Annotated in this window: 16 protein-coding genes and 2 pseudogenes; 13 read left to right on the top strand and 5 right to left on the bottom strand. The window is 41.9% G+C overall.

The annotated features are described in order from the left end of the window. Both D5281_RS22405 and D5281_RS27055 read left to right on the top strand, forming a co-directional pair. On the top strand, positions 1–1316 hold a 1316-nt coding region (locus D5281_RS22405), incomplete at its 5' end, for an MFS transporter (RefSeq protein ID WP_277935550.1). A 202-nt stretch (positions 1317–1518) separates the two neighbouring features. Continuing rightward, positions 1519–1632: pseudogene (locus tag D5281_RS27055) on the top strand (AraC family transcriptional regulator); the annotation flags it as partial. 914 nt (positions 1633–2546) lie between these two features. On the opposite strand, the gene D5281_RS22415 reads toward D5281_RS27055, so the two are convergent. The 3 genes from D5281_RS22415 to D5281_RS27065 all read right to left on the bottom strand — a co-directional run bounded on the left by D5281_RS22415 (position 2547) and on the right by D5281_RS27065 (position 3738). Beyond that, entirely contained in the window at positions 2547–2729 is a 183-nt protein-coding gene (locus tag D5281_RS22415) for a DUF6440 family protein (protein ID WP_160562171.1), read from the bottom strand. 121 nt (positions 2730–2850) lie between these two features. Continuing rightward, positions 2851–3279: a winged helix-turn-helix transcriptional regulator gene (locus D5281_RS27340; protein ID WP_456299546.1), complete on the bottom strand. Its 429-nt coding sequence runs from the start codon at positions 3277–3279 to the stop codon at positions 2851–2853. Positions 3280–3537: 258 nt separating this feature from the next. Continuing rightward, positions 3538–3738 (bottom strand): ABC-2 transporter permease, encoded by a 201-nt coding sequence (locus D5281_RS27065; protein ID WP_277935551.1) that lies wholly within the window; start codon positions 3736–3738, stop codon positions 3538–3540. A 224-nt stretch (positions 3739–3962) separates the two neighbouring features. Between D5281_RS27065 and D5281_RS22430 the strand changes: the two genes are divergently transcribed. The 3 genes from D5281_RS22430 to D5281_RS22440 all read left to right on the top strand — a co-directional run bounded on the left by D5281_RS22430 (position 3963) and on the right by D5281_RS22440 (position 6206). After that, a complete protein-coding gene (locus D5281_RS22430; protein WP_330585254.1) occupies positions 3963–4139 on the top strand; it encodes a hypothetical protein in 177 nt (58 codons plus the stop codon). 263 nt (positions 4140–4402) lie between these two features. After that, the gene (locus tag D5281_RS22435) at positions 4403–5722 is read left to right on the top strand and encodes an MATE family efflux transporter (RefSeq protein ID WP_160562172.1); all 1320 of its coding nucleotides are present in this window, start codon (positions 4403–4405) and stop codon (positions 5720–5722) included. Beyond that, the gene (locus D5281_RS22440; protein ID WP_160562173.1) at positions 5715–6206 is read left to right on the top strand and encodes a pyridoxamine 5'-phosphate oxidase family protein; all 492 of its coding nucleotides are present in this window, start codon (positions 5715–5717) and stop codon (positions 6204–6206) included. Before D5281_RS22435 ends, D5281_RS22440 begins: the two co-directional genes overlap by 8 nt. Before the next feature lie 120 nt (positions 6207–6326). Here D5281_RS22440 and D5281_RS26180 read toward each other — a convergent pair whose 3' ends face one another. Continuing rightward, complete coding sequence (locus tag D5281_RS26180; protein WP_277935552.1) at positions 6327–6461, bottom strand: terminase gpP N-terminus-related DNA-binding protein; 135 nt, start codon at positions 6459–6461, stop codon at positions 6327–6329. A 315-nt stretch (positions 6462–6776) separates the two neighbouring features. On the opposite strand from D5281_RS26180, the gene D5281_RS22450 reads away from it, so the two are divergent. The 4 genes from D5281_RS22450 to D5281_RS22465 all read left to right on the top strand — a co-directional run bounded on the left by D5281_RS22450 (position 6777) and on the right by D5281_RS22465 (position 8578). Continuing rightward, complete coding sequence (locus D5281_RS22450; protein WP_277935553.1) at positions 6777–7082, top strand: hypothetical protein; 306 nt, start codon at positions 6777–6779, stop codon at positions 7080–7082. Positions 7083–7149: 67 nt separating this feature from the next. Then, entirely contained in the window at positions 7150–7437 is a 288-nt protein-coding gene (locus D5281_RS22455; RefSeq protein WP_160562174.1) for a transposase, read from the top strand. An 8-nt stretch (positions 7438–7445) separates the two neighbouring features. Continuing rightward, positions 7446–8306 (top strand): IS3 family transposase, encoded by an 861-nt coding sequence (locus D5281_RS22460; RefSeq protein WP_330585256.1) that lies wholly within the window; start codon positions 7446–7448, stop codon positions 8304–8306. A 107-nt stretch (positions 8307–8413) separates the two neighbouring features. Continuing rightward, complete coding sequence (locus tag D5281_RS22465; RefSeq protein ID WP_160562175.1) at positions 8414–8578, top strand: hypothetical protein; 165 nt, start codon at positions 8414–8416, stop codon at positions 8576–8578. Positions 8579–8801: 223 nt separating this feature from the next. On the opposite strand, the gene D5281_RS22470 is transcribed toward D5281_RS22465, so the two are convergent. Next, positions 8802–9335: a PadR family transcriptional regulator gene (locus D5281_RS22470; RefSeq protein ID WP_160562176.1), complete on the bottom strand. Its 534-nt coding sequence runs from the start codon at positions 9333–9335 to the stop codon at positions 8802–8804. Positions 9336–9535: 200 nt separating this feature from the next. On the opposite strand from D5281_RS22470, the gene D5281_RS22475 reads away from it, so the two are divergent. From D5281_RS22475 to D5281_RS22490, 4 genes and pseudogenes are all read left to right on the top strand, one after another. Continuing rightward, positions 9536–10906 carry an MATE family efflux transporter gene (locus tag D5281_RS22475; protein ID WP_160562177.1) on the top strand — a complete coding sequence of 457 codons (1371 nt, stop codon included), beginning with the start codon at positions 9536–9538 and terminating at the stop codon, positions 10904–10906. A gap of 293 nt (positions 10907–11199) precedes the next feature. After that, a pseudogene (locus tag D5281_RS27280) lies at positions 11200–11469 on the top strand (MBL fold metallo-hydrolase); the annotation flags it as partial. Positions 11470–11820: 351 nt separating this feature from the next. Next, positions 11821–12486 (top strand): response regulator transcription factor, encoded by a 666-nt coding sequence (locus tag D5281_RS22485; RefSeq protein ID WP_160562178.1) that lies wholly within the window; start codon positions 11821–11823, stop codon positions 12484–12486. Then, positions 12483–12641 (top strand): hypothetical protein, encoded by a 159-nt coding sequence (locus D5281_RS22490; protein ID WP_277935554.1) that lies wholly within the window; start codon positions 12483–12485, stop codon positions 12639–12641. Before D5281_RS22485 ends, D5281_RS22490 begins: the two co-directional genes overlap by 4 nt. The last annotated feature ends 47 nt before the right edge of the window (positions 12642–12688 follow it).

Here is a 12688-nt window from a genome sequence, read left to right on the forward strand (position 1 = left end):
AGAAAAGCGAAAGTCAGCCAATGTTTCATGACGCATTGGTGCCTTTCGCAGAAAGGCGGATTATAAAAATGAATCAAAAACTATTTTCAAAGGATTTTACCTTAGTTGTCATTGGTCAGATTATTTCTTTGTTTGGCAATGCAACAATAAGATTTGCGTTACCACTATATTTATTAAATATGACAGGCTCATCCGCACTTTACGGAACTGTTACAGCGTGTGCTTTTCTTCCTGCTATTTTGCTGTCGCCTATTGGCGGCATTGTTGCAGACAGGGTAAACAAAAGAAATATTATGGTAATATTGGATTTCTTTACGGCAGCAGTTATCATAGCCTTTTCCCTGCTCATGCATAGCGTGAACCTTATTTTCCTTTTGACGGTTACGTTGATGCTTCTATATGGTATTGCAGGTGCGTATCAGCCGTCTGTACAGGCAAGTATCCCTGCGGTCACCCATCCGGATTATTTTATGGCGGCAAATTCTATTATCAATACTATCAGCTCATTTGCCTCTTTGCTGGGGCCCGTACTGGGGGGTGTTTTATATAGTTCATATGGATTAGAGCCTGTATTGTGGGTTTGCACGGTATGCTTTATTATGTCGGCAGTTATGGAAATTTTCATTCAGATACCATTCCGGAAACAGGCTTCAGACGGGAGCATTTTGAAGACAGCCAGAACTGATTTGGCGGAGAGTATCCGCTTTATCCGAAAGGTGAAGCCTGCAATTGGAAAAACCCTTCTTGTAATCTGCGGAATTAATTTGTTTCTGGCGGCAATGATTATTGTTGGATTGCCATATCTAATAACAGAGATATTAAACTTAGAGGCTTCGCAGGCAAACAGACTATATAGCTTTGCAGAGGGGGCATTGGCGGCAGGCGGATTGGCAGGAGGCATTGGCGCAGGTATTTTTGCAGACAAACTGGCGATTCATAAATCAGGCAATCTGGTAATCGCTTGTGCGGCATGTGTGTTTCCTATGGGTGTTTCATTGATACTGTTTTCATCTGCAATCATAAATTATATTGTTATAACCGTATGTTGCTTTTGTATTATGTTGTTTTCAAGCATTTTTACCGTGCAGATGCTGTCCTTTATGCAAACAGAAACCCCGCAAAATTTAATCGGAAAGGTGATTGCAGTCATTCTTACTGTCCCTATGTGTGCACAGCCACTGGGCAGTGTGCTTTATGGTGTCTTGTTTGAAATTTGTAAAGGATTTGAATATGCTGTCATTTTATTTTCAGGTACTGTATCGTTTATGATTGCCATTGGCACAAGAAATATTTTTAAAAGATTTTCAGCAAAATAAAAGACAGGATTTTGGCGAAGCGTTTTAGAAAGCTTTCGTAGCTCAGCATAAAATCACAAGATAGATGAAAAGAAGAATTTTATCCATTGCAGGTAAGATATGCTTTGCATGAAAATCCTGTAGAACTAGAAGGGGGAAACCTGCTGGCGGCAGAAGATTACCTATGCAACAGAGGCGGACATCCCGGCATGGATGGAACTGGGAGGGTGATAAAGCGGACATCGGATACCGGAAGATGATCAAGCGCATTGGTTTTGCCGAGGCGGAACTGCTGGTTGAGTTCGGCTGCTCAACACAGCGTTTCATACTGCAGGAATCAGTGTACCATATGAAAGTGTGCGGAAGGGTATTTTGGAGAAATGCTGCCCGGTACATGGAGATTGGAAATTCCTTTTGGGAGCTGGAAGATGACTGTACACTGAAAGACGGGACAGATATTGATATTCTGTATAGAAATATCGGGGATTTTTCACAGATGATTCGTTCCGTTGTTGAAGAACATACTGCATACAACGGTTATACAACCTGTATGTGGCATAACCTGTTACACAGCAGGATTCTCAATGATAAAAACGGGATACTGGAAGGCCTGCAAAACAAGTACCGGATTCCTTATCTGGAAGAATTGCGGGAGAATATTATCCGTAAAAATTTACGGCTGTTGACAGGAAATTTGCCCTTGTATGATACGCAAATGAAAAAGGCTTTGGACCGTAAGGATATGGTAAGTGTAAACCATAGGACTGCGGCTTTTCTGGAATCATACTTTGATATTATTTTTGCAATGAACAAGCTGACACATCCCGGAGAAAAGCGGATGGTGCAGTATGCGAAAGAGCAGGCGGAAATTCTTCCTGCCGATTTTGAAGAAAATCTGGACATCTTATTTCAAAGTATGTTTGTGGACTCGGAAAAAATGGTACAGACGTTTGGAGAGATGATTGACGAATTGGAGAAGGTTATAAAGAGCACTGGGTGTACCTGAAATGTGCGGCAGGTAAGGCATTACAAGTCCGGTATGGGCGGATAAAGCCTTGCAGGATGCTTCTGAATGACTAAGTTAGCGGTAGTGTTTTTAATTTTGTGTCTTTACCCTTCCACCTTATTCCAGAGGCCGGGTGTGGGCAGAGCCCACAAGCCCTTATAAATGCTAGGTTTCCGGCTAATTATAGTTGGTAAAAATCTGCTAAGGAAAAAATCCAAAGACACATAATTATTTACACCCTCAAGTTAGCTGTTTTCAATCGGAGAAATAACGGGTTTTCCATCTTTGTCTAATAGCAATGTTATTCCCCCTGCATTTGCAACCTTACGAAACACATAATTCACGCCCGTTTCTGTATCTACCAAAATTTGTGTTACATCTACAGTCCCTTGTGAATAAACCGTTTTAAATCGTTCATTCTTAGCCATTTTATTTTCCTCCAATCATTTCGATTTGTCGTTGCTTTATTATATATCCGTTTTATCAAAAATAAAAGCGATTTCTTAGGCTTTCTGTTTATCAAAGCGGAATCTGGTTACTTTTCACGGGTCAGGAATGCACATTTACTGCGCATTCCGCGAGAACGTGATTCAGGTGTGAGGGGCGATTTTTGCGAAGCGAAACTTGGAATATTGTCCCGAATGTTACTATGAGCGGCTCCCAGGCCGTGAATAGTAACAGAACCTGAACAGGGCAGCGGCAAGACGCAGTTTTATGCAGTCCCCGGTATCCCTGTCGATATGCCCTTTTCAATAGCGGAGATATGGATATGCCTGCTGTAATGCCATAAGACCTCGTCCACGGCTTCCGGGTCTCCGCATCACTTTCCAGTTCCCGGAGCTGCTTTGTCAGCGTGGACTGTGTGATACCATCTAGGCGGCGCATCAGTTCACCGAACCGTTGAACTTTGTAAAAGGATACATACCATGAAATCAGGATTTTCCATTTGCCTCCGATCACGGACTGGAGCTTGCTCATAGGGACGCAGCGGGCAAAAATCAAGATATGGTTATTTTTGATTTCTAGTATACTTTTTGTCAAAAATACTAAAAAGTGAACTGTCAACAATGGAATAGGAGCAGCAGGATATCCGGCATGGCAGGGAGCAAGAAAAGTACAGCAGAATGTCTGCCGCTCGCCGCTGGTGCAGGACTGGAAAATGCAACTTTTATGCCAGGTCTACATGACTGTAAAATCTCATTGACAGGAAAATTGATATAATTAAAATCCCCAGGCTCAAGAGGGCAATTCCCCCGTATACAAGAATCGGAGAAAACAAAGAAAATCCAAATTTACGCTTTCCATTTTCATAAGCTGCGGAAGAATGAACGGGAAAGCCATTATGACAACTACAAAAACAAATTTTGTTTTCTCGTACCCTAACTTGTATTGTACCGGCAAATAAACACCGATGAAAACAAAAGTGATAAGAAACATGAGTACAAATAACTTTATGTCACATGAACCTAATCCTGGAATAACAAAAGTTTCAATCCCATATATAATGCGCAGGTGTCATAAAGTAACAAACCAATACATACAGACAGCCATACCTCTATTCCGTATAAAATGGCATATGTGGCGTTTCAAATATGTGGTTCAGAAGTATTAGAAATCAGAAAAACGAAAACAGTATTCCACGATTTGAAAGGATAAGGTAAATGAACATGGAAAAAACAGTATATATCACAGAGAAAGAACGGGAAATGTGCTACAAAGTGATTGATGCGTTTGCGGAACTGTACGAAATGGAAGATGAAGATATTTTATTGGTTGATGCTGGCAGGTATGGTTTTGTTAAATTGCAGTGTTCTATGACGATATATTCAATAATCTGACAAAGGAAAAAGAGTCGGAACTTATCGGGAGAAAAGACAACTTTGCAAAAAAGGCGGGTATAACTCCGTAAAATGAATTTCACAGAAAGAAAACTCAAAGTCAAATTTTAGGTATTGCTTTTTAATTTGTTTTGGTATATAATATCGTACGGTAAACAACGTTGCTTTTTGCCACCGGGTAAAGAGATTATGCGTCAGACTTTCTATCGTTAGGTCAGAGAAGATAGAAAGTTCTGACGCTTTTATATTTTAAGGAGATCTCTATGGAAACCAAAACGCTACTGAAAGAATTTTCGCAATATGTAATATTAAATATATGCGGCATGATTGGCTTATCATGTTATATACTCGCTGATACCTTTTTCGTTTCAAACGGTTTAGGTGCAAATGGTCTGACCGCACTTAATTTAGCTATTCCGATATATAGCTTTGTTCATGGAAGCGGTCTGATGTTTGGAATGGGAGGTGCAACAAAATATTCCATTTACAGAGGGCAAAAAGAATATAAAAATGCAGATAAATCTTTTTCAAGCACAATATATATTATGTCTGCATTGGCTGTCATTTTTACGCTGACAGGTATTCTCTTTTCCAGACAACTGACAAGATTATTAGGCGCTGATAAAAATGTCTATCATATGACAAAAATATATTTACAGGTTATTTTACTTTTTGCTCCGGCATTTATGGCAAATGATACACTAATCTGCTTTGTAAGAAATGACGGAAATCCTAAATTGTCTATGATTGGTATGTTGACGGGAAGTTTCTCAAATATTATTTTAGATTATATATTTATTTTTCCTCTTAAAATGGGGATATTCGGTACAGTATTGGCAACAGGATTAGCACCTGTTATTAGTCTCATTGTTTTATCTAAGTATTGGCTTACAAAACAAAACCAGTTTCATTTCGTGTGGATAAAGCCTTCCTTTCGATTGATAGGAAATATCATTTCATTAGGTGTTCCAGCCTTTATCACTGAAATGGCTTCGGGAATTGTAATGATCGTTTTTAATACGATTATCCTACACTTGCAGGGGAATATCGGTGTGGCGGCTTATGGTGTAGTTGCAAATTTATCACTTGTGGTTATTTCAATTTATACCGGAATAGCACAGGGAACACAGCCAATATTAAGCAGGGTATACGGATATGGAGAGCATGAAAGTCAGAAACAGATTTTGAAATATGCCTTAAAAACCATGTTAGTTATATCATTTGGTATTTACCTGTTTTTTTTACTTACAGCCAATCCAATAGTAAGCATATTTAACAGTGAGCAAAATATGCATTTGAAGGAAATCGCAACAGCGGGATTAAAATTATATTTTACTGCTATTCCATTTGTTGGGTTTAACATCATTATATCTGCATATTTTGCATCAACAGAAAAAGCCCTGCCTGCACAAATCATTTCATTGTCAAGAGGATTTTTAATGATAATCCCTATGGCATTTTACCTGTCTTTTATATTAAAAATGACAGGCGTATGGCTCTCTTTTCCAGTTACAGAGTGTCTTGTCACTTTAGCGGGCATTGCATTATATATTAAATTAGAAAGAGGTAAGAAAAATGTTTAGAGAAATGCGTAGGAAAAAGCAAATATTATCCGAAAAGGAATGTGTTGAAATCTTAGAAAAAGGAACAGCCGGTGTATTAGCTTTATTAGGAGATAATGATTACCCGTATGCAGTTCCAATCAGTTATGTATATTACAATTCTAAGTTGTTTTTTCATGGTGCAAAAAGCGGGCATAAAATAGACGCAATCAAGAAATGCAGTAAAGCGTCTTTTTGCGTAATCGACCAAGACCATATTGTGCCGGAGGAATACACAACTTATTTCAGAAGCGTAATTGCTTTTGGCAAAATTCATATTATGGAAGATGAAACGGAAATGAAAAACGCAATAGAACGGTTGGCAGTAAAATACTATCCAACTGATACAGAAACAAATCGAAATACTGCAATTAACAGGGAATGGAAGCCTTTGTGCATGATAGAATTAGACATTGAACATTTATCCGGGAAAGAAGCAATAGAATTAGCCAAAACAAAACAATAGATTACATATCCTGTCTTACAGGGATAAAGTATCTAGTAATATTTATAAAGGCGGGAGCATGGGAAAATTACTACTGCTGACGCTTAATGAACACGAGGAAAAAGTGGAATCTTTCCAGAGTTAAGGGTTTGCCGGGTTAAAATCCTCTTTCAAGTATTTTGCCACGGTTGCCCTGTTGATGCCCACCAGCCCGGCAATCTCCCCTTTGTTGAATCCCTGTTTTCTTAGTTCCCGCACCTGTTTCACCACTTTCATCTTCTTTTCCACATTTGCATTATGTTCTGCGGTTGGGGAATCTTCCTGAATGGGTTTATCCCAGTAATCCCCGGTGAGCTTCCCGTCATAATGAGATGCTTGAATATTTCGCTCTGAGAGCTATCGATATTCATTTGAGATCCACCAGTCAGGTGAGGGGATCCAGTTTATAACCAGTATTCAGAATAGAACCACCTGTCACACGAATAGATCCAATCAAAAGTTTATGGTCTGTGCTTAGCGATTCGCAAGTGTCTCCTGTAGAATCGTGTTTGGAGAGATTGTCTCCGATTCTACGAAAGGAGGCCGAATATTATGGCCCCAAAAATCAATGTGAAGCTCATACTGGAGCTTCGGGGCAATGGAATGGGAAGAAATGCCATTGCCCGGACAAGACACATTTCTGTTAACTCTGTTGGTGATGTATTTCACAAAGCAGATGAAAATGGCATCTCCTACGAAGATGTCAGAGACATGGATGAAGACTCGGTTTACCACATGTTCTATCCTGACAAGTTCGTGCAGGAATCCATATATGCCCAGCCCGATTACGGATATGTGCATCAGGAACTGAAACGGGTGGGTGTCACCCTGAAGCTCCTCTGGCAGGAATATAAATAGTACAAGTTAAACATGGCAGATTCAGAAATAACTGTATAATAGAAATGGATACAGGAGGAAATTTTCCATGAGTAAACAGTACGATAAACAGTTTAAGGAAAATGCGGTACAGTATTACCTTGCCCATAAGGAGCTTGGATGGAATAAATGCGCGGAGAACCTCGGAGTAAGCCGCAATGCCATCCGCAGCTGGGTAAAGGCGGCAGCTGAGAATGCAGGGGAAGTACCCACACGGGGATCCGGGAACTACGCAAGCGATGGGGAGAAGGAAAATGCCCGGCTGAGAAAAGAACTCAGGGACACGAAGGATGCGCTTGAAATACTAAAAAAAGCCATCAGCATTCTGGAAAACTGACACAGGCCATCTTCCAGGCAGCCGAGAGCGAAGAAAAACGATTAAAGGAAGAAGGGAAACGCCGCCTGAATGTCAGCGGGGTGCTGCGGATTTTAGGCGTTTCGAGGAGCGGCTATAACGCTTTCAGGAAGCATACACCATCTGCCGGCCAGATGAAAAGGGAGCAGCGGATGGCAGAGATCGGGACAATCTATGAGGAATCGCACGAAATCTATGGGGCACCTAAAATAGCAGCAAAGATGCGGCAGAAAGGCGGCAACGTAAGTGGGAGGAGCGTTTGGAAGTACATGAGGGAGATGGAGATCCGGGCATGTTACAGGAAACACAAAACCCGCACGACAAGGGATTCTGATTTCAGCAGCGGGTTAAAAAACATACTGAACCGGGATTTCCAGCCCCAAAGGCCGGATGCGGCATGGTGTACGGATATCACTTACCTATGGACCTGTGAAGGCTTTGTATACCTGGCCAGCATCATGGACCTGTATTCGAGGAAGATTATTTCCTGGACACTGGGGGAGACGCTGGAGACGAAGTGGGTATTGGATGCGGTGGAAAAGGCGAAGGCGGAACGGCGTGTGACACAGCCGCTGGTCATCCACAGCGACCGCGGAGTGCAGTATACCTGCAGGGACTACGGGGAAGCAACCAAAGGAATGGAACGCCGTTATTCGGCGAAAGCCTGCCCATGGGACAACGCCTGTATAGAAAGCTTCCACTCCCTGATAAAGAGGGAATGGCTCAGCTGGTTCCGCATCACAGATTACAGCCATGCATACAGGCTTGTATTTGAATATATAGAGGCGTTCTACAATACAGTGAGGATTCACAGCCATTGTGGGTACCGTTCCCCCGGCAAATATGAATAACAATATCTGGACAGGCTGGAAGCGAAAATACAGGGAGCGGCTGAGAGTTGTAGTGAAAAGCGGATCCAGGGGGGCGGAACAGATAAAATGGGAGGAGGTACTGCAGGATGAAGCCCAAAAACGTGGAGGCACTGAGCTGGGAGAGAGAAGATTTGCGTGAACTGTTGGAAGACATCATGGACCGGATTCAGGAGTTCCGTGAAGAAATGTTAAACGAATTGGATGATCTGCAAGACATGATTGCAGAAAACGATGGAATAGGATTCCATTGATTTGGCAAAAAGTCCACGTTTCACTTGTACTTTTTCTTGACATAGTACCAATCACGCAAAAGTCGATACTCGCAGGCAAAACTCTTATACAAGCAGTTTCCGTGATGGTATACAGAGTTTCCGTGTTTGCATATGAGCAAAACGGTAAAAAAATGAATAAATGACAATGCGAGGAAAGGGCTGCTCAATGGCTCTTTTCCAGTATTTTTTGCAGACATATACATTAATCTATTTCAAAACAATTTTTCAAATCAGCAATCCATTTTTCAATCGCTTCCACCAAAACAAGCTGTTGGCGTAAGACAGCCATCCCCGTTTCGGGAATATTCGGGTTATTTTCTTTTTCATGGAAATTTTCTTCCAAATAAGCCTTCAATTTTATTACATTCTTTTCAATGTCTGTCACACATTCTTTTCGTGATTCAAAAGGCAGACTATCTAAATTTACGATTACGGCATTAAAGTCCAAAAAGATATGGATGGGATTGGATGCAATCTCTAACATAAGCCTTTCAAATTCTTTCTCGCCCGCATCTGTAAGAGAGTAGATGACTTTTTCAGGCATTTTTCCCTCTTTAACGGTACTGCCTTTGATAAAGCCCTTTTCCTCTAACTGTATCGCCTTTTTGTAGATGGAGGGGGTGCTGATCTTTACCCATTTAGAGATATTGCGGTATTCTACCAGCTTTTGAATATCGTAGGCACCCATAGGTTCTTTTTTTAACATTCCTAATACAATCAAATCAATCGCAGCCATAGCATCCTGCCTTTCTTTTATAGATGGGAAACGGTTAATAACCCTTATGCTGTAATTTATACTATTTTAATTTATAGCTTTTGTCAAGAAGGTGGAAAATTTTCTTGACAACCACTATAATTTATAGTAGGATTTCATTTGCAACTAAATACTATAAAATATAGTAGTATAAATTACATTTCTAGAGAGGAGTAATGAAAATGAGCGGAAAGAATAGTAAGATGGAATTATTAGGGAGTGCGCCAATCCCCCAGGCACTCATGGCTCTGGGTATTCCGATTATGATAGGTATGCTGATCAATGCCCTTTATAATCTGGTGGATGCCTATTTTGTGGGAGGTCTGGGCGAAAGCCCTATGGGGGCGATTTCCATCGTGTTCCCGTTAGGACAGGTAGTCGTTGGGTTAGGGCTGATGTTTGGCAACGGTGCGGCATCTTATCTTTCAAGGTTATTAGGGCAGGGCGACAGGGATACTGCAAACAGGGCGGCGAGCACAGCATTGTATAGCAGTGTGTTGATTGGCGGGGTTCTGATTGTCTTTGCCGCAGTCTTTCTCAGACCGGTCTTAGCGTTGCTTGGAGCCACGGACACCATTATGCCATATGCCCTCACTTATGGCAGGATTTATGTCATTTCCTGTATTTTTAATGTGTGCAATGTGACTATGAATAATATCGTGGCAAGTGAAGGTGCGGCTAAGACAACCATGACAGCCCTGCTTTTGGGGGCAGTATTGAACATTGGTTTAGACCCGGTGTTTATCTATGTATTGGATATGGGTGTTGCAGGTGCGGCAATTGCTACCGCTATTTCCCAATCATTCTCTACGCTTGTTTATCTCATCTATGTACTGCGAAAGAAAAGCGCATTTACTTTCCGCTTACAGGAATTTAAACCAACCAGGCAGATATATACAGAAATCTTGAAGATTGGTATTCCAACTTTGACATTCCAGCTTCTCACCAGCCTTTCTATTGCGCTGGTCAACCGGGCGGCAAACGGATATGGTGATGCGGTGATCGCCGGGATGGGAGTGGTTACAAGAGTCACTTCTATGGGCACTTTAGTTGTATTTGGTTTTTTGAAGGGGTTTCAGCCAATTGCGGGTTTCAGCTATGGAGCCAGGAAATTTGACCGCCTGCGGGAAGCAGTCAAAACTTCCATTTTGTGGTCATCCGTTTTCTGTATCCTTGTCGGACTTTTGATGGCTCTGTTTTCCACACAGATCATATCGCAGTTTGCAAATGGAAGTAGTGATATGATCGCTGTAGGCCGGAAATCCCTTTTTGCAAACGGGCTGTCCTTCTTCCTGTTTGGATTTTACACGGTATATTCCTCGCTGTTCCTTGCGCTTGGAAAAGGGACAAAGGGCTTTGTACTTGGAGCCTGCCGGCAGGGAATCTGCTTTGTGCCTGTCATTTTACTGCTTCCAAAAATCTGTGGTATCAATGGAATCCTTTATGCGCAGCCGATTGCGGATGCGTTTTCGGCTGTAATCACTATTTTTATGGCATGGCGGCTTCATAGAGAACTAAGGATAACAGAAGAACAAATCTGTCATGATAAGTAAGAATAGTATTTCTGATGAATGAATAAGCCGGATAGTTATTATTTCTGCGTATCGGCTATGTGCCGCCTTACTGGGCATCCTTCATAGTGGGTGAAAGCAACAGCGCTATCAAACGAAAGGAAAAAACTTTAGCCCTATTATCGAATTCCCGAAAAATAGTCGTTTCGTGCCATCGGATGAAAAACAGAAAATTTTTATGGTATAATTCGGTGGACGCTTTTACTTTAGAGGAAATGGTTTTCAGCCGAAGTTATAGGAAGCAGCAGAACAAGGAGGAAACGAAAAATGTATAATTGGTACAGGTCAGTGAGAAATGCTATTACATAAACTGCCCAGCGAAGATAGGCGTCTATGTGGCGGACAGGGAGAATGTCTATCTGGTTGACAGTGGGAATGTTAAGGATGCAGGGCGGAAAGTCCGGCAGATACTGGATAAGAATGGATGGCATCTGACCGCTCTGCTGAATACCCATTCCAATGCAGACCATATCGGCGGGAACAGATACCTGCAGGGACAGACAGGATGCAAAGTGTATTCCGGTGGCATAGAAGCGGATTTTACAGGAGGTGGTCAAGGGCTATGGGCTTACCATGAACTTTGAGCGGTATGTATTGGTTGGAAGCACGGTGCGCTCTTACCTTTCGTGGTTGAAAGATACCGGGAAACTGAAGGCTGAATTTCAGGACAGTATGCTTCTGTGGCAGAAAGCATAATTTTATGCTCCGGAAACAGTCCGGGAGGCATACAGGCAAAGCACGGAAAATCTGAAATCCTATATGCAGTGCCAGTGGAGCCTTGCCGGAGGAATGGCTGGTGTGTTCGGGGAGATGGAATGAAAAATTATGCAAAATCAAATGATTTCACATATCTTCCACATTGATATGGTAAACTCAAAATACCAGGAGGTGCATATATGGCGGCATTGCTTATTGTGGAAGATGACAGAAAAACAAATGAGGCAATATGTGAATATTTGAGATCAGCAGGGCATGAAATCATTCCCGCTTATGATGGCACGGAAGGCTTGCAGTTATTTGGAAAGGGTGGTATTGACCTTGTTGTACTTGATATCATGCTCCCCAAAGCATCGGGGCTTTCCGTCCTGCATGAGATACGGCAGAAAAGTTCAGTGCCCATCCTTATGCTCACGGCGCTTGAAGATGAATATACGCAGGTGACAAGTTTTGATGAACAGGCGGATGATTACATCACAAAGCCTTTTTCCATGATTCTGTTGGGGCGGCGCATCACAGCACTTTTACGGCGGTGCGGAAAAGGCGCGGTATCTGACATCATGACTTTTGGGGATGTAACGGTAAATTTCTCCGGCTACACGGCAAAGGACAAAAATGGCAGGATTGACATTACCCCGAGAGAAATAGACCTGCTAAGGCTGCTTGTGGAGCATAAAGGGCTGGTGCTTACCCGTTCACAGATATTGGATGAACTGTGGGGAGACAGCTACCCGATCATTGACCGGACGGTTGATACTTATATTAAAAACCTGCGGAAGAAGCTCCGGCTTGACTGTATTGTCACCGTCAAAGGCATAGGATACAAATACGAGGTGGAGCAATGAAAAAGATGAAGTTATTCCCTAAAACCTTTTTTTATACATTAGGGCTGATGCTCTTTATCGTCGGGATTGCCCATTTACTGCTCTATTTATTTACGAAACCGGAATGGCTTGTGATCTCAGTCAGCCCGCACTGTAGTGGTCAAGCATTTTTGTAACATTTGTGGCTAAAAATATATTGGATTGTTGCCTGGAGTCTATCGGG

The organism is Parablautia muri, assembly GCF_009917485.1.
Taxonomy (GTDB): domain Bacteria; phylum Bacillota; class Clostridia; order Lachnospirales; family Lachnospiraceae; genus Suilimivivens; species Suilimivivens muri.

Excerpts from the sequence above, each read along its gene's own strand:
- D5281_RS22435 (WP_160562172.1), top strand. The coding sequence starts at position 4,403 with ATGGAAACCAAAACGCTACTGAAAGAATTTTCGCAATATGTAATATTA.
- D5281_RS22470 (WP_160562176.1), bottom strand. The coding sequence starts at position 9,335 with ATGGCTGCGATTGATTTGATTGTATTAGGAATGTTAAAAAAAGAACCT.
- D5281_RS22455 (WP_160562174.1), top strand. The coding sequence starts at position 7,150 with ATGAGTAAACAGTACGATAAACAGTTTAAGGAAAATGCGGTACAGTAT.
- D5281_RS22415 (WP_160562171.1), bottom strand. The coding sequence starts at position 2,729 with ATGGCTAAGAATGAACGATTTAAAACGGTTTATTCACAAGGGACTGTA.
- D5281_RS22490 (WP_277935554.1), top strand. The coding sequence starts at position 12,483 with ATGAAAAAGATGAAGTTATTCCCTAAAACCTTTTTTTATACATTAGGG.
- D5281_RS26180 (WP_277935552.1), bottom strand. The coding sequence starts at position 6,461 with ATGAAAGTGGTGAAACAGGTGCGGGAACTAAGAAAACAGGGATTCAAC.
- D5281_RS22450 (WP_277935553.1), top strand. The coding sequence starts at position 6,777 with ATGGCCCCAAAAATCAATGTGAAGCTCATACTGGAGCTTCGGGGCAAT.
- D5281_RS27340 (WP_456299546.1), bottom strand. The coding sequence starts at position 3,279 with ATGAGCAAGCTCCAGTCCGTGATCGGAGGCAAATGGAAAATCCTGATT.
- D5281_RS22485 (WP_160562178.1), top strand. The coding sequence starts at position 11,821 with ATGGCGGCATTGCTTATTGTGGAAGATGACAGAAAAACAAATGAGGCA.
- D5281_RS22475 (WP_160562177.1), top strand. The coding sequence starts at position 9,536 with ATGAGCGGAAAGAATAGTAAGATGGAATTATTAGGGAGTGCGCCAATC.
- D5281_RS22465 (WP_160562175.1), top strand. The coding sequence starts at position 8,414 with ATGAAGCCCAAAAACGTGGAGGCACTGAGCTGGGAGAGAGAAGATTTG.
- D5281_RS27065 (WP_277935551.1), bottom strand. The coding sequence starts at position 3,738 with ATGTTTCTTATCACTTTTGTTTTCATCGGTGTTTATTTGCCGGTACAA.
- D5281_RS22440 (WP_160562173.1), top strand. The coding sequence starts at position 5,715 with ATGTTTAGAGAAATGCGTAGGAAAAAGCAAATATTATCCGAAAAGGAA.
- D5281_RS22430 (WP_330585254.1), top strand. The coding sequence starts at position 3,963 with ATGAACATGGAAAAAACAGTATATATCACAGAGAAAGAACGGGAAATG.